Raw genomic sequence first — 13,981 nt, forward strand, 5'->3', positions numbered from 1 at the left:
GCTACTTCTTCTGCATAATCTGGAAGCTGCAGCCGTATGTGATGCCGCCTGTCACCTGCCCGACCTTATAGCTTTCAGGGACGACGAAGACGCGGCAAGCGGGCTTGATGAGCGTGACGGCCATGTCGACGGCCACGCCTGCCGGCAACGCTGGGAAAACGGGGATCTGCGGCGTCACACCTGCACCGCTCGCCACACCCGCCTGCGAGAACTCGAAGAACGCGTATCGCTCTGGCTCGCCACCGTATTGGATCTGCACCTTGTCGCCGATTGACAAAATGTAGCCAGCGGGCAGACCCTTCAGTGCGACGGCTGTCCCACCTTCGACGATGCTCGCGACCGATACGTAAGCGTTGCCAAGCACCACGCCGGCAGGATCGAGCCGAGGTCCGCGAAACAGCGAGCTGGTCATCAGGAACAGATCCTGCGGCCCGCGCAGCGCTCTGATCTTTGCGTCGATCTCTTCGGCAATCGTGTTGCGCATCTGCAGCGCGGAAATCTGGGCCATCCAGAGCGGCGGCGCCAGTTCGGCGCCGATTGTCCTGCCCGATCCCAAACCGCTCAGCTGATCGTTCCGCTTGATCTCCCACTTGAAAGGCGCCCACCGGTAGAACGACAGATAGTCGATAGACTGTGTCATCCGCGCTTCCTAGGATTGGAATTGATCTCAGCCATCCGCTGCGGCAGGGCGTTGCGGCTGAAGGCATCCACATGACGCGGTGTACGCGCATCGACAGTTTCAACTGATGTCTCCTTCACGAAGGCGCGAAGCTCGCCCTGGTCGCTGACGCTGACATCGACCTGACTTCGGACGTTGAAGTTCCCGCCTCGTCCACCGTTGCGGATCACGGGCATCGTCGGTGCACGAAGTGCCACAGGTCCGCCACCGTCATAGCCTCTCTGACCAAGACGCATTGCTTCAACGGCTGCCACGCCGCCGGCCTTGCTCACGTCACGCTTGCTCCAAACGACTTCGCCTTTATGGACGACACCTGCAGGCTGATACTTACCGCCTGGACCTGTATAGCCACCGTCGGACCAGAGCGACCCGCCCGGAGCGGCCGGGAACGAGGAGCTTTTCCCGCCACGGAAGATCGACGAGATGAGGCCACCGAGACCACCAAGCCCACCGCCGCTACCGCCGGCCCCGTTGACTTGAAAAATAGCGTCCAGCACCTGGTCAAGCAGCACGTCGGCAACCCGTGAGAGTGCGTTCTTGAGCGCGTCCGCTGCAGTGGCACCGTTCATCAGATCGGTGATGAAGCCCTTCGTGACATCCTTGCCGACCGAAGCCCACTCTTCGGCAGCTCGGCGCATTTCGTCTTGGCTCTGTGTGAGGAGGCGCGTTTTTTCTTCGGCAATCGCCATCTCGCCAGCAAGCTGCTTGATGCTATCGATCTGCGCTGGGGAAAGCTCGAGTCCCGCCTGCTTGGCCTGGTTGAGCAGCTCCTGTTCGTACCGCAGACGGTTTGCCGCCTGAGTTGTCATGCCGAGAGCAGTACCCTCCAAGCCTTGCTCCGCGACGAACTCACGGGCTCGCGCGATGACGTCGTCATACGCCTGCCCTTGCTCTTCGAGCTGCTTGGTCTTGTCGGCCACGACACCAGCGCGAGCATCGGCGTCTTCGATATGCCAGTTCTCATTCGACAGCGGGAACGACAAGCCGAACTTGCTAGCATTAGAATGCGCCCACTGGCGAGCCGCGTCGGAACTATACCCGAGGTCAGCGGCGTTCCCCTTGTTGTGCTGGCTGTTGCCAGGAGGCGCCACCCAACGGCGAGCCTCTGCCACGGACCCGTATTTCTTCAGCGCGTCCTGCCACAGCTGCTGCTGTCGCTCGACCGACCGGTAGCCTGAGTTGATCTTCAGCTGTCCAGCCAGCTCTTTCGGCAGGGCCGCGAAAAGGCTTTCGAGCTTGCCTTCGAACGTCGACGACAGGCCGCTGATGTGCGATGCGTCTTTCCCGCCAGCGAGGAACCGATGCAAGTTGAGGCTTCCGCCGCCCGTAGCCGATGCCTTTGACGCAAGGTTCGCCTCTGCCTGCGCTCGGACGGCTGCATCCGTTGCGATACCGCCCTGTTTCTCGATCGCCTCACGTAGGCGCTTCATCTCATCTTCAAGGTCACGCTGACTATCTGTCAGAGCGGCGCGACGCTTTTCCTCGTCGAGCAGCGTCTTGCCAACGCCTTCTCTGCGCGTGGTCTCTGCCTGGGCCAAGCGGTCCTGATAGTCGGCCGCGGGATATACAGTGCGCCCAGCAGCCCCGTTTGCAATGCCGTCACCGAGCTGGCCGGCCATTGTCCGGAGGCTACGCATGTACGGGAAAACTTCTCTCAGCTTATCAATGAGCGTTGCGACACCTGCACTTACGTCGACTTTGCCTATCTCGTTCAGTCGCGTCCGGACTTGTTCGAGCGTGAGCTCTCCGTTTTCCGCCTGCGAGATCAACGTGCGCAATTGCTTTGCGGCGTCGCGATCGAAGTCATTCACCCGACCTCGGGTTATAGCTGTGATCTGAGCTTTGATATCACCAAGCGTATCAGCATCGCCAAACCCCAACATGTTCGACCAGCTACGGTCGTTCATTCGATCTAGTTCGGCGTTCACGTCAGCAAGACGAGCCCGAAGCTGATCTGGCGCGAGCTTATCGAGAGCTGTAGCGGCGCTCTCAACGGACGGACCTAGCTTTTCCGCGTTGAGCCCGAGTGCCTCCATTTCCTGCTTGAGCCTCTCGGTCCGAGCGGTAGTCTCTACAGCTTTCCCGCCAAAATAGGTCACAGCGCCCACCGCCGCGACACCCACCAGAGCACCAATCGGACCAGCAGCGAGGCCAAGCAAAGAGAAGGCGGCCCCCAGATCACGTACGTTTCGGACATATTTCAGGAGAGACAACGCCCCCACCAGAGCGCGAGCGGCTGTCGCCCCGTCCTTAAGGCCGCTGATCATCTTGACAATTGAGCGGCCGACAAGAACGCCGGCAATAACACTTGCAACGGTGAGCGTCGTATCCGCGACCGTGTCGAAGTTATCGGCAAGGAGACTGAGACCTTGGACTAGTCGCTGCGTCGCACCCAAGCTCTCGTCGGTCGAGCCAATGTAACGTGTGAAGGCGTTGTCGACCTTGGTAAAACCCTGTTCGATCGTCTGCGTCGCGTTCGCCGCCATGCCTTGGATGGTTGGCAAACCTTTGAAAAAGGCTTCAAAGAATTGCCGGCCAGAAACTGCGCCGTCGTTGACAAGCTCCTTTAGCCTGCTGACAGATCCGCCAGCTGCATCAAGACCGTTTGCGACGGCAATAAGGATGGGGCGCGCACCGTCATTGACGGAATTGAACTCTTCCGCCTGCACGCGGGCAGAACCAAGAAGCTGGCCAAGCTGCTGTAAAGCTCCCGACGCAGCAGGTGCACTCGTTCCTGCTACGCGAAGAGCTGTAGCCACGCCATCAGAGAACTTGATCAGATCGTCTTGAGACGCGCCCAAGTTATCGGAGGCTTGCGCGGCCTTGCCATAAAGGTCAGCAAGTGCTGTCACCGGGGCGGCGTTCGCCTGCGCAGACTGGTAGAGCTGATCGAGAATTTGAGTTTGCCGCTGCCCTGTGACACCTGCAACAGCGAGGCTGTTCTTCGCAGATGTCCACGCATCGGCATACCGTGCAACTTCACGAATGGAAAGTGCAGCCGCGACGCCTGCCAGAGGCGCGATCAGTCCTGCAGCGGCGTTCTTGCCAATTGCACCAAGCCGCTTGTCAAGCTGGCTCGCACGCGTCTCGATAGCCTTCATCTGTCGATTGGAGACACCTACGGCCTTTTGCATTTCGCGCTGGTACCCCTTAAGGTCAGCGGAAAGTTGTACGACCAATTTTTCAATATCGGTTGCCATAGGTGTCCTGTGACAGATGCAAAAAGAAGAGAAGAACGAGAAATCGTCCTATCTTGGTTGATAGTTCTTCTTGTCGTTGGCGGGGGAGGCTATTGGCTCTTTTCGCCCCTGTTTTCGAGCCGAGGCAGCTCCAGCCTTGCAGTAAGCACGTCGATCAGGTCCGACTCAGCGGAATACGCTGTTGCGCGCGAAGCAATGAAGTCGATCCTAAATAGCTGCGGCACCATCGAGATGGTCACGCCTGTTGCATCAGGGGGGTATGTCCTCGATTGCTCCAATGGTGACCGTTACCGGATGGCTGCCGGCTCATCGGTCGCAAGGCTTAGTCGCTAGAATTAATCCAATCCCAAAGATCGTCTTCTTCGGCCTTGGTCATGGCGTCTTCGGCGCCGTTCGCCTTCTGATATCCATCTAGCGCCGCAAAATACTGCCACATGCTCATAGCCCGCACTTGTTGCGGGCTAAAACCCATCACGGCGCCATTGCCGTAGATGGCCGCAAATCTCAGCTTTCCGTTTGGGAGGTCGTCGAGCTGCTGTCCTGATTTCCGGCCGCGTCCTCCCCCAGTGCGCCTTCCTCCGGCGCTCCGGTCAGGCCTGCCGACAAGATGCCCTGCGCATAAAGAACATTCTCTACCGGGGGCCGCTTTTCGACATAGTCACGGACCTTTTTTAACGCGTCCGTTGGAGCCATTCCGCCACCGATCAGTCCGAGACGGATGGTATGCAGAACATCACCCATCATCCATTCATCGGCGATCAATCTGTTCAGGACCACATAGGGGCCAGCACCGCACGCTTCCTGCAGCAACTCCAACTCGCCCCAGCCGAGGCGGAAGGTGTAATCACCATCCGCCCACGGCAGTGTTATCTGCGCGTCCCGCATTAGACGACAACTCGTGTCATCTTGCCGTCGCTCTGAAGCGAGACGGTACCGGTTGCGCGGCGGTTGTTGATGCCCGTGATTTCGAACGTTTCGACGTGCGCCTTACCGGTCCACGTGATCGTTTTGGCCGGGAACTCGGCAATGACCTTGATCGGCGTGGAGTCTTCGTCCTCGACTGCATCCAGCCACGTTTCAACGCTTTCTTCGGCGATGACAGTTTCGCCGCCGATCGACATCGAGATTGAGATCGCGTCACGGCCCATCCAGGACACCTGATCGGGGTCGTCACAGTCGGGAAGCTGAAACTCTTCCAGACCTTTATTGAAGGTAAGCGAACGCTGCGTCAGTCCGCATGGAACGCCGTAGACAATTGGAACGGCAGAGTTGCCGAGCATGATCTTGATGCGTCCGCCCTTAATACCCGTTGCGTCTGCCATAGTGGATCTCCTTTGATGGCATGCCAATGAACCCACCGAACGGCAGGCGATCATAATTGAAAAATTGATAGTTTCAGCCGGCGGCCACTTTTTTGGCTGCGTCTCGACTGGCTTTCCTAACGATGCGCTTTGCCGCTCGTTTATTTGCCCGCCAGCTCACGTAGAAGAACGGTTGCGCCCTTGTGCCCGGGTTGTCCGAACCGGCGAATTTTCCAGCGTTGGTATGTCCCACCGTACCAAACTCCACCCACCGGGCGTAGTAGGCATCACTGTTGCCGGCGTAGATCGTCAGCGTGAGATCGGCACCCAATGATCCCTTGGCCGTTGCCATGACCATAGAGCCTTTGGGCGCTTTTCCCCACGTCCAGCCGATGCTGTCGCGCAGCGTGCCGCTGTCTTTTGGAACGAGGCTTTTCATCATAGCGACGATTTCGTCAGCCGCCTCTTCCATGCCAAGCCTGATGCGCACCCGAGCTACAGTCGGGAGGCGCTTAAGCTTCCTGTCCAGTCGAGCCAGGTTCAGGATTTTCGCCATTTGGCTTACCCCTTGTTGCGGCCGGCAGCTCGACCGCCTTGCCTTCAGCGATAGCCTGATCGGCACATTCTCGCTTTACGGTTTCTTCCATGCCCGCGAGGTAGGCGGTGAGACTGTTGCCAGTCGGGCGATAGTCAAAGTCTTTGAGAAAACGTACGCGAGCCATTGCCAGTCCTTAGTTTCGAGGATCTTCGATTTCGGCCGTGACCTGCACGACTCCATGAGCCGTGATGCCATCAGGATCGATGAAGCATCGCGACAAAACGACATTCAGCGAGATCAGAGCGCCGACGCTGAGAGTTCCATCTTTCTCGTGGAGCGCAGCCTCAACCGCGTTGACGAGTGCCTTGCAAGGATTGAGCCGTCCGTCGTCGCGTGACCAACAGTCGATTTGCATTGTCTCGTCGCGACCTGGAATGCACTCAGCATCAAGACGGTCCGTGTCCGTCGCCCCAAAGCTCACGTAAGGGAAAGCTGTGTCGGCATCCGGTCCATCAATGAACCGGTCTCCAACGATGGCAGACACAGCGTCGTCGTTCGACAACAGTGAAAGCACCAGGTCCTGAAAGGCGACGGAAACACTCATGCCACGCCGCCTTCGACTGTGAATTCGAGATAAAGCCGGTCATCCGAGGGCACCGGACCGGAGCGGATGTTGTAAATCTCGCCATCGCTATCGCGCATGCGCCAGCTGGTATCGACAGCCTTGCTCTGCGAACTGCTGCGCACTGTCACGACGATTGGCTGACGACCGGCGAGACGGGCAGCCTGGACGGTTTCCCCGCCACGAAGGTAGAGGAAATTCGCCCAGACCTTTGTCGCCTCGGCGTCGTCGGCAAAGCCGTTCTTGATGCCGCCATGACCGTCTTTGACCTTCTTCGGCGCGTCGAATGCAACGCGCCGGTTCAGCTTGCCAGCTTCCATCGCTACACCCGAAGCCAACGGTAAGGGTTCACGAGCAACTGCGCCGACTTCGGAAGCCCATCGAGACCCGTTCGGTTCTCATACATTGCCGCGACGTACATCAGCGCTGCGACTTTGAATGTGTTTTCCTTTCCCACTGGAACGAGGGAAAGGTTACAGTATTGCAGCACGGACTCTTGAGCTGCATCCATGTAGGCCGCAATGGTAACGTCGTCGTCGCTGCCATCGACGCGAAGGTGCTCTTTCACCTCGTCAAGAGTATAGAGCGGGCCGGTAGTCAGGACGACGACGTCTGCCATTGGTGCAACCTTACTTGCTGGAAGGGTCGGTGATGACTTCGACGCCTTGAGCGCGGAGCATGTTTGCGACAGCCTCGCCAGGAGTCAGGGTAGGATCGTTGAAGTCGATCCGGTTTTGGGCAACCGTCGTGCCCTTGCGCGGATCGGCGTCGACGGCCGGATGCGAGAGATCGACGTCCGGAACGATCTGGACGGGTGCACCGGAAGGATCGACCTCGGTCGCCGGTGCGATGTTTGCTGCCTGTTCCGTCGCCACAGTCTCAGTGGACGTCACGCTCTCCACCGGCGTGGCTACAGGCGCGTTATCGCCGCTGTTCGTGACAGAAACCGTCTCATTGTGATGGTTTGCTTCGGGCGCCTGCTTGGCTGCGGCTGGCGCGGTGGTTTCTTTCGTCGTGGCCATGGTGGCCTCCTTTGATATCTGGGCTGAAGCAAAGTGGTAGCGGGCGTTATGTGACGCCCGCCGCCTGAATCAGACGCCGATCTTGAGGGCGCGCATTGGCTCGGGGTTGTAGACGCCGCCGCCAACGCGTTTCGTCGTGTAGAAGTGCACGAACGGCTTGTTGGTGTAGGGGTCGCGAAGGACACGGATGCCGACACGGTCGACGACCAAGTAAGTCGCTTCCATGTCGCCGTAGAGAGCGGCGATGTTGCCGGCCGCTACGACTGGCATGTCCGGCACCTGCACGATTGGCGCTTCGAACAGCGTCGACGGCTGACCGACAGCAGGGCTCGGCTGCCAGATGTAGTTGCCGTTGGCATCCTTGATCTTGCGATAAGCGGCAACCGACAGCCGGTTCATGAAGAACTTCGCGTTCTGCGAAAGTTCCTCCGGCAGGCTTGCAATCAGGTCGATCATGGCATCGAGCGTCACGCCGGCGGCAGCGCCGGAGTTCTGCACCTGGATGGCGCCCCATGGGTGCTTGGCGGCATTGGCGGCGCCAGTCACGTAAGTCAGGATGCCATTCGGCTTATTGACCCCGTCACCGCCGACGAAGGCAATGCCTTCCTGACGGGAGAACTCGGTGTCAACCTCGTCGGAAAGCCAGACTTCCAGATCGATGGCAGCATCGTCGAGCATCTGCTGAGAGATCGCCGGATTCGCGTAGATCTCGCCAGGGATGAAGTCGAGCTGACCGAACTGCGGCGTCGTGGTTGCCGGCCGCGAGGCGGTTTCACCCACCCAGCCAGAGCCGACCGCACGATCGGTGAACAGCTTCTTGAAGCCAGCACCGGTGATCGACTGCACACGAGCATTGGCACGAATTGCCGAGATCCGCTTCAGGCGGCCGGTGATCGTGCGATCCCATTCGATCGGAGCGAGATAGCCGCCATCTTCCGCCGTGCCCTTGGTCATGGCCGCGGAGACGTCGCCCTTGCGCATATGCGCCTTAAACGCCTTGGTATATTCCGGGTCTCCCGGAATATCGCCGATGATGTTCCCCGAGCCAGCTGCAGCAACTTTCGCATTCAGGTCGTCGACCGCCTTCTGGAAGTTGCCTTCCATCGTCGACAGCGCAGCATTGATGCGATCGACCTTTTCAGCGACGACAACATCGGCCTTGCCCTTGAGGTTCTGCTCATTGGCAGTCTTGAATTCCTCAAAAGCCGATTTGATTTCGGCAAGCAGAGCCGCCGGATTGGATGCGTCGGCGCGTGGCATCGTGATGATGGCGCGCGGACGCGCGAGCGCGAAAGCGCCCGGTGCAATGTGCTTCATGATGGTGTCCTCTCAGGAACGAAGCGTGGAAAGGAGGCCGGACAGTCCCGACCAATCAGCGCCAGCGCCGGGCGTGGCTTCAAGGGCAGCGCCAGGCGTACCCTTGATCTTGTTGAGGCGGGCGCGCGCATCGCTGCGCTTCATGCCCGCCGAGACGAGGGAAAGCTCCATCGCCCGAATTTCGTTGAGATCAAGATCCTCCGCCTTTGCGCTTTCGTCGACGGTCATCGTGTCCGCCGGCAACAAGCCATCGGCAAATCCGCGATCGACGGATATGGAGCCAGACATGAACGTCTCAGCATCCATCCACTTCGCGATCTGCTTCGGGTCCTGCGCGGACCTTGCCGCGTAAACCTCGACCATGGCCTGGTCGAAAGGTTCGAGCCATTCGGCCGTCTCTTTCATGTCGTGACGATTTCCCATCGCCATGACCCAGCAGTTATGGATCATCAGGAAGGATGCGGCGCCGACGAGGATCTGATCACCCGCCATGGCGATGATCGATGCCGCTGACGCAGCCATGCCCATGACCTTGACCGTGATCGGCTGCGGATGCTCGCGCAGAACGTTGTAGACGGCGATGCCCTCGAACATATCCCCGCCGGGGCTGTTGATCTGGACTTCGACGGGTTTTGGGCCGATGGCACGCAACTGCGAGGCAACGCGCTTTGCAGTGATGCCGCCGCCCGACCAGTAATCTTCACCGACCACATCGAACATGGTGATGACGTTGTCACCAGGTTCAAGCGCACGAACACCGGCAGCATCTGCCGACCACCGATCGAACACTGATGGCTTTGTGAACGCCGCAACGTCGCGGTTGGCAGGAAGCGGCAAGGCGCCAGGCCGGACCTTCGCCTGCGGCTTCATGATCGACCCGCGAGGTGGTTTGATCACGGACGATCCCGCCACATGAGCGCCGGCCGGTTTCGTCGAAGTTGAAATTGGCTTGGTAGGCTTCATGGTAGTGATCCTTCTCAGGTCCGCGCAGGGTCCGGGGTAGTTGGGGCCGCGGTCATGGGGTTTATTGGCCGCTCTCGATCAGGAAGGTCCATCGTGCTGCGGGCCTCGTCGTAGTGTATCCACGGCTGATGACCGCCGGCGCCAAGCGCTTTCGAGAGGTAATCGGCCTGGTCTTTCAGTGAGCCGCGTAGAAGCGCTCCCGGATTGAACTTGGCCTCATAGATCTCGACCTCATCATCACTTAGGAGGCATCGCTCGACGGCTTGCTGCCAAGCTTCGAACCATGGGTTGAGGGCATAGGCGACGAAGAACTGTCCGAGCGCCTCGATACCGGAACCCCAACTGGTCTCATCGACCATCAGCAGCGGCCGAGGCACGCCGGAGACACGAGCGATCTCTTCGATTTGGAGCTTACGAAGCTCCGTCATCTGAGAGTCTTTGGCGTTCGAGCCATAAGCCTTCCATTCCATCCCCTCTTCGAGGATGAGGTTCTTGCCTGCGTTATCGGCCCCTTCCTTCTCCGCGAGACTTGCCTGAAGGCGTTCGAAAGCAGGATCGGACAACGTTCCCTTGTGGGAGAGCGCGCCGCCGACCAACGTTCCATTCTTGAACATCCGGCCCGCTGCTAGCTCCGCACTCAACGCCAGGCCGATGGCCTCTTTGGCCTGCTCGATCAGCGAGAACCCATTCAAGCCATCAATGGACGCACCTCGAAGGTGGAAAATGTCTTCAGCCTGATAGCGAACTTTCGGCCCATTAGTCGGCTCGTAGAGGTATTCCATGCGCCAGCTTGCGTTCAGGCTGACCGACATCTTGCGAGCATCGAGCGGGACCAGGCCCGACACCGTTGGTTTACCTGTCCGAATGCTCGTCGATCTCAGGATCCGCGCAAAGCTGTTCTTATGGACCAACGCCCGCATTTGCATGCAGGCACGGAAATCGAACGCGCTTTGAAAGGTGTTAGGGCGACGATGCAGCACGCGATAAAGCGGGTGCTCCGTCGCTTTCTCTTTCGTCTCCTGCACGATCAGGTGCAGCGGCAGCATGCCAATCGAGTTCGAGATCAGGCTGCAAGCCCGGAACATAGACGGGTTTCGCAACGCAGTTTCCGGGTTCACTGTAAACCCTGTCGCCGTCATCATGCCATCGCGAAGGAATTCGATCAGCCGTGGGTCATCCAGAGACACGTAGCCAGCGCCGGAAGCCAGGACTTCTGCACGGCCGGTCGAAGAGGCAACAGCAAGTGCTGCCTGACGGGCCTGTTTCTTCTTACCCATCGGCTCAGATCATCCTTATTCCGCGAGTCTCATAGACCGAGCGGCCGACTGCTTCAGGGTTGCGGCTCATCATTTCGGCAGCGTTGAAGGTCGCCACGAGGGGGTCGATTTTGGAGCTTGCCGACTTCTTCTCGATATAGACATTGCTGCCCCGCATCTCTGCCCGGGCGTTCTCGACACACCAAGTTAGAAGCGGCGAGCCGGAATGCTTCAAAGTCCCATCTGCAAGCTTGCGCTCGACACCGAAGATGGCCGCGGAAAGCTTGTACCCTTGCGAGACGCTCGCAGCCATCGGCGAGACGATGCTATGCGAGGCCAGCTCTTCCAGAAGGGCAGTCACACCGGCCGGATCAAGGCCAACCGCTCCCTCTTCCGGGAGGAGGCCCTTGTCGCGTAGGCGAACAATGATTAATGCCGCCTCTTCGGCATCCTGTGTGACATGCTTGCAGATGGTGAGATCGCCATCCTTGACGAAGTCTCGCAACCGTTCTGCAATTTCTTTGCGGCGCTCGAAAACGATAGGCTGAACCCAGGCATGAACCCACAGCATCCAATGGCGGGTTCGTTTATGGCGCCCCAGAACCGCGAGGCCCCAGAGATCTTCCAGCCCGCCGACGTCGCCTCCCACCACACAGACATCGGAGTTCTCCTCAATGTATTCGAGGGTGATCCGTTCGTCCGCTGCGTCCTCGAAGTAGTCGGCTCCAATCCAACGGTCGGAGTGGAGAGCAAGCCCAATCTCGACATTGAGATGCTGGCTTGCCCAGCGCCGCTCTTCCTCGTCGCCTTTTTCTCTCGCTGCCTGGTAACCCGCCAGCATGGCGTCCAGATGCAGCGAGCGCCCCAAGTTGGGCATGACCATCGGCCAGAATTCTGGATTGGCCCACGGCTTGTTGTGCCGGTCGATCTGCATGCTCTCCGGAAACTCAAAGAGCATCGGAAGCATCCGGATGTTACCGGTCACCTTGCCGTCACGGATGCTCCGCGCGTACTGCAGCTCGGCTTTGAAGACGCCCGCCGGCGGCTGGTCACTTTGGGTGCTGATGATCAGCAGGAAACTGTTCCGCTTGGATTCAAGGGCGCCGCGGATCTGGCCCATGACACGGGAAGCGTAGTGCAGCGAGCCCATGACGTGCAGCTCGTCGATCAGTACGCCGATGGGCTTTGACCCAGTCATGACTTTCATATCGAAGGTCTTGACCTTGACGAAGGCCTTGTTGACCCGGTCGACGATCTTCTTTTTGTACTCCTGCACGTGGAAGCGCTTCTGGAGATACCCCTCCGGATCCGCCTCGATCATCCCGGCCGCTTGCTGGAAGGCGAGATCCGAGATTTCCTGAGTGGGACCGATGAACAGGAATTCGCCGCGAGGCACCTCATTGACCAGCAGCGCCGTCAGCATCAGGCCACCGCCATTGGTGGTCTTGCTGTTCTTCTTGCCAAGTAGGGCGAAGACTTCGGAGACGTGGCGAACGCCGTTGTCGTCGAGCGAGCCGAGGATCGCCCGGACGATGTCGCGGAACCAATCCCCAGCGGCATCAGCGAAGCGCGGCTGCCCTTCGATGTCCGGGATGCGGAGATTGTCGAAAATGGCGACTGCACGGTCAGCCTTGGCCTTGAACAGCGGGAGATCCGGAAGAATGGAGCGACCGGACCTTAGCCGCTCCGCCCAGTCTGGGCAGGCAAAGTTCCACTCCGGCTTTACTGCAGCAACGATCCCCACTTGGTCCCCTCATGCGCTGTATGCGCTTCCTGCTGGAGCGTCTCTTTCTTGCCCAACGGCTCTTCCTTCGCTGGCTTGGCCGTGACCGGGATGGCGGGGCTACCCTTCTTGTCGACCAGGTCGAGGATGCGACCGATGGCGACTGAGTTGCCAAACTTCATTTTCTTGAGCGTGACCTCCAAGGCCATGCCCTCGATCAGGTCGGCGCCGTCTTCCAGCTCTCGGGAAAAATTCTTCCGAAGTGTCTTCTCATCGCAGCCGAGATAGCGAGAGATCCGGGCCTGCGTCCAACCTGCCGCCCGAAGAAGGCACACAAGCTCCTGATTTTCCTTGTTCTTCGCGAACGAAGGTCGGCCTCGCCGTTCCTTAATCGGAAGAACGGGCTGCCCGAACATGTCGAGCTCAACAGCCTCTGGGGATAAATCGTCTGTCACCGGGAAAAAAATCTCTGAGTATGGGGGACGCGGGTGCGGGAGGCAGAGGGGTTCCAGACTTTCGACCCCCCCTCCCGGTCGGGGGTCAGGCCTCGATCGGCACGTCGCCGACTTCGACCATGACAGGCGGGTGACTGACGCCGTGGATGCGAAGGTGCACCGATGCACCTGCGTTGAGCCGCTCCAGTTCGTCAGGTGTCGGCGTCCAAGCTGTCACCATTGCCGGTGTGCCTTCACCGCTGACCGTGCAGTTGATCAGCTCGTCTCGCAGAGGCAGACCGAGGTAGCCTTGGCTCTTGCCTATGATGCGTGTTGCGCCTTCGATCATGGCTATCTGCATCGCGTCACCAACCGGGCTGTGCCCGCTCCTGCTTCTGCTTCTCGCTATCGTGGTAGGCTTTGGTCACCGTCTGCAGGTTGTCGATGTCCCAGAACAACTGCTCATCCCAGTGATGCGGCTTGATGTGGTCGACAACTGGACTGTTGGGAGCGGGATGCTTTCCGACACAGATCGCTCCGGTCTGCTTGCATGTGTAGCTGTCACGTTCGAGAACCCTGAGCCGCAGCTTCTTCCAGCGTTCGCTGTGATACCACTTGCGGTTCGGCGTGTTGATCTCGCGCTCTCTCAGTCTGGCCTTCTCATCACCGACAGCACGTCCGAGACGGGGTGGCATCGAGGTCAGTCGAGGTGGCAGGGACTTGAGACGAGGCATACTCTAAGACGACAAAAGGCGACCTTATGGCCGCCTCATCATCGTCATCGCATAGCTGTAGCACTTGCCCTGAATCGGTGCCTCGTTGGTGAGGCTTGTAGGGCTGGGGTCAGGTGCATTGGTCCCTGAGGCTACTGCCTACTCTTCCCAGCGTCAGGCGTTGGGGATCAGAGGGGATGCTGTCTAACTCGT

Annotated in this window: 17 protein-coding genes; all 17 read right to left on the bottom strand. The window is 59.3% G+C overall.

Annotated elements, in window-relative coordinates; genetic code table 11:
* Position 1: 1 nt before the first annotated feature.
* Positions 2-640 (bottom strand): hypothetical protein, encoded by a 639-nt coding sequence (locus tag ACQY1K_RS23210; RefSeq protein ID WP_430259780.1) that lies wholly within the window; start codon positions 638-640, stop codon positions 2-4.
* Entirely contained in the window at positions 637-3,879 is a 3,243-nt protein-coding gene (locus ACQY1K_RS23215; protein WP_430259782.1) for a tape measure protein, read from the bottom strand. The genes ACQY1K_RS23210 and ACQY1K_RS23215 overlap by 4 nt, the downstream gene beginning before the upstream one ends.
* A 504-nt stretch (positions 3,880-4,383) precedes the next feature.
* Positions 4,384-4,764, bottom strand: a complete 381-nt coding sequence (locus ACQY1K_RS23220; RefSeq protein WP_430259784.1) for a gene transfer agent family protein — start codon at positions 4,762-4,764, stop codon at positions 4,384-4,386.
* Positions 4,764-5,201 (bottom strand): phage tail tube protein, encoded by a 438-nt coding sequence (locus ACQY1K_RS23225; RefSeq protein ID WP_430259786.1) that lies wholly within the window; start codon positions 5,199-5,201, stop codon positions 4,764-4,766. The genes ACQY1K_RS23220 and ACQY1K_RS23225 overlap by 1 nt, the downstream gene beginning before the upstream one ends.
* Before the next feature lie 73 nt (positions 5,202-5,274).
* Positions 5,275-5,736 (bottom strand): HK97 gp10 family phage protein, encoded by a 462-nt coding sequence (locus ACQY1K_RS23230; RefSeq protein WP_430259788.1) that lies wholly within the window; start codon positions 5,734-5,736, stop codon positions 5,275-5,277.
* Positions 5,693-5,902, bottom strand: coding sequence for a hypothetical protein (locus ACQY1K_RS23235; RefSeq protein WP_430259790.1), 210 nt, complete (start codon positions 5,900-5,902; stop codon positions 5,693-5,695). Before ACQY1K_RS23235 ends, ACQY1K_RS23230 begins: the two co-directional genes overlap by 44 nt.
* A 9-nt stretch (positions 5,903-5,911) precedes the next feature.
* Entirely contained in the window at positions 5,912-6,322 is a 411-nt protein-coding gene (locus tag ACQY1K_RS23240; protein WP_430259792.1) for a DUF3168 domain-containing protein, read from the bottom strand.
* The gene (locus tag ACQY1K_RS23245) at positions 6,319-6,660 is read right to left on the bottom strand and encodes a head-tail adaptor protein (RefSeq protein ID WP_430259794.1); all 342 of its coding nucleotides are present in this window, start codon (positions 6,658-6,660) and stop codon (positions 6,319-6,321) included. Before ACQY1K_RS23245 ends, ACQY1K_RS23240 begins: the two co-directional genes overlap by 4 nt.
* A gap of 2 nt (positions 6,661-6,662) precedes the next feature.
* The gene (locus tag ACQY1K_RS23250; RefSeq protein WP_430259796.1) at positions 6,663-6,959 is read right to left on the bottom strand and encodes a head-tail connector protein; all 297 of its coding nucleotides are present in this window, start codon (positions 6,957-6,959) and stop codon (positions 6,663-6,665) included.
* Between the two features lie 10 nt (positions 6,960-6,969).
* A complete protein-coding gene (locus ACQY1K_RS23255) occupies positions 6,970-7,362 on the bottom strand; it encodes a hypothetical protein (protein WP_430259798.1) in 393 nt (130 codons plus the stop codon).
* 69 nt (positions 7,363-7,431) lie between these two features.
* On the bottom strand, positions 7,432-8,679 hold the full coding sequence (locus ACQY1K_RS23260) for a phage major capsid protein (RefSeq protein ID WP_430259800.1): 1,248 nt from the start codon (positions 8,677-8,679) through the stop codon (positions 7,432-7,434).
* Between the two features lie 12 nt (positions 8,680-8,691).
* Positions 8,692-9,576 (bottom strand): head maturation protease, ClpP-related, encoded by an 885-nt coding sequence (locus ACQY1K_RS23265; protein ID WP_430259802.1) that lies wholly within the window; start codon positions 9,574-9,576, stop codon positions 8,692-8,694.
* A gap of 80 nt (positions 9,577-9,656) precedes the next feature.
* Positions 9,657-10,919 carry a phage portal protein gene (locus ACQY1K_RS23270; RefSeq protein WP_430259804.1) on the bottom strand — a complete coding sequence of 421 codons (1,263 nt, stop codon included), beginning with the start codon at positions 10,917-10,919 and terminating at the stop codon, positions 9,657-9,659.
* Between the two features lie 4 nt (positions 10,920-10,923).
* Entirely contained in the window at positions 10,924-12,642 is a 1,719-nt protein-coding gene (locus tag ACQY1K_RS23275; RefSeq protein WP_430259806.1) for a terminase large subunit, read from the bottom strand.
* A complete protein-coding gene (locus ACQY1K_RS23280; RefSeq protein WP_430259808.1) occupies positions 12,621-13,076 on the bottom strand; it encodes a helix-turn-helix domain-containing protein in 456 nt (151 codons plus the stop codon). The genes ACQY1K_RS23275 and ACQY1K_RS23280 overlap by 22 nt, the downstream gene beginning before the upstream one ends.
* Positions 13,077-13,161: 85 nt before the next feature.
* The gene (locus tag ACQY1K_RS23285; protein WP_430241953.1) at positions 13,162-13,416 is read right to left on the bottom strand and encodes a hypothetical protein; all 255 of its coding nucleotides are present in this window, start codon (positions 13,414-13,416) and stop codon (positions 13,162-13,164) included.
* A 4-nt stretch (positions 13,417-13,420) separates the two neighbouring features.
* Positions 13,421-13,750, bottom strand: a complete 330-nt coding sequence (locus ACQY1K_RS23290) for an HNH endonuclease (RefSeq protein WP_430259810.1) — start codon at positions 13,748-13,750, stop codon at positions 13,421-13,423.
* Positions 13,751-13,981: the final 231 nt, after the last annotated feature.

It is taken from the genome of Neorhizobium sp. IRS_2294, assembly GCF_050500145.1.
GTDB classification, from domain to species: Bacteria; Pseudomonadota; Alphaproteobacteria; order Rhizobiales; family Rhizobiaceae; genus Neorhizobium; species Neorhizobium soli.

What these genes read in the sequence shown, in the direction of transcription:
- ACQY1K_RS23235 (WP_430259790.1), bottom strand. Translation starts at nt 5,902, where the DNA reads ATGGCTCGCGTACGTTTTCTCAAAGACTTTGACTATCGCCCGACTGGC.
- ACQY1K_RS23245 (WP_430259794.1), bottom strand. Translation starts at nt 6,660, where the DNA reads ATGGAAGCTGGCAAGCTGAACCGGCGCGTTGCATTCGACGCGCCGAAG.
- ACQY1K_RS23220 (WP_430259784.1), bottom strand. Translation starts at nt 4,764, where the DNA reads ATGCGGGACGCGCAGATAACACTGCCGTGGGCGGATGGTGATTACACC.
- ACQY1K_RS23215 (WP_430259782.1), bottom strand. Translation starts at nt 3,879, where the DNA reads ATGGCAACCGATATTGAAAAATTGGTCGTACAACTTTCCGCTGACCTT.
- ACQY1K_RS23260 (WP_430259800.1), bottom strand. Translation starts at nt 8,679, where the DNA reads ATGAAGCACATTGCACCGGGCGCTTTCGCGCTCGCGCGTCCGCGCGCC.
- ACQY1K_RS23230 (WP_430259788.1), bottom strand. Translation starts at nt 5,736, where the DNA reads ATGGCGAAAATCCTGAACCTGGCTCGACTGGACAGGAAGCTTAAGCGC.
- ACQY1K_RS23290 (WP_430259810.1), bottom strand. Translation starts at nt 13,750, where the DNA reads ATGCCACCCCGTCTCGGACGTGCTGTCGGTGATGAGAAGGCCAGACTG.
- ACQY1K_RS23255 (WP_430259798.1), bottom strand. Translation starts at nt 7,362, where the DNA reads ATGGCCACGACGAAAGAAACCACCGCGCCAGCCGCAGCCAAGCAGGCG.
- ACQY1K_RS23240 (WP_430259792.1), bottom strand. Translation starts at nt 6,322, where the DNA reads ATGAGTGTTTCCGTCGCCTTTCAGGACCTGGTGCTTTCACTGTTGTCG.
- ACQY1K_RS23270 (WP_430259804.1), bottom strand. Translation starts at nt 10,919, where the DNA reads ATGGGTAAGAAGAAACAGGCCCGTCAGGCAGCACTTGCTGTTGCCTCT.
- ACQY1K_RS23285 (WP_430241953.1), bottom strand. Translation starts at nt 13,416, where the DNA reads ATGCAGATAGCCATGATCGAAGGCGCAACACGCATCATAGGCAAGAGC.
- ACQY1K_RS23250 (WP_430259796.1), bottom strand. Translation starts at nt 6,959, where the DNA reads ATGGCAGACGTCGTCGTCCTGACTACCGGCCCGCTCTATACTCTTGAC.
- ACQY1K_RS23210 (WP_430259780.1), bottom strand. Translation starts at nt 640, where the DNA reads ATGACACAGTCTATCGACTATCTGTCGTTCTACCGGTGGGCGCCTTTC.
- ACQY1K_RS23225 (WP_430259786.1), bottom strand. Translation starts at nt 5,201, where the DNA reads ATGGCAGACGCAACGGGTATTAAGGGCGGACGCATCAAGATCATGCTC.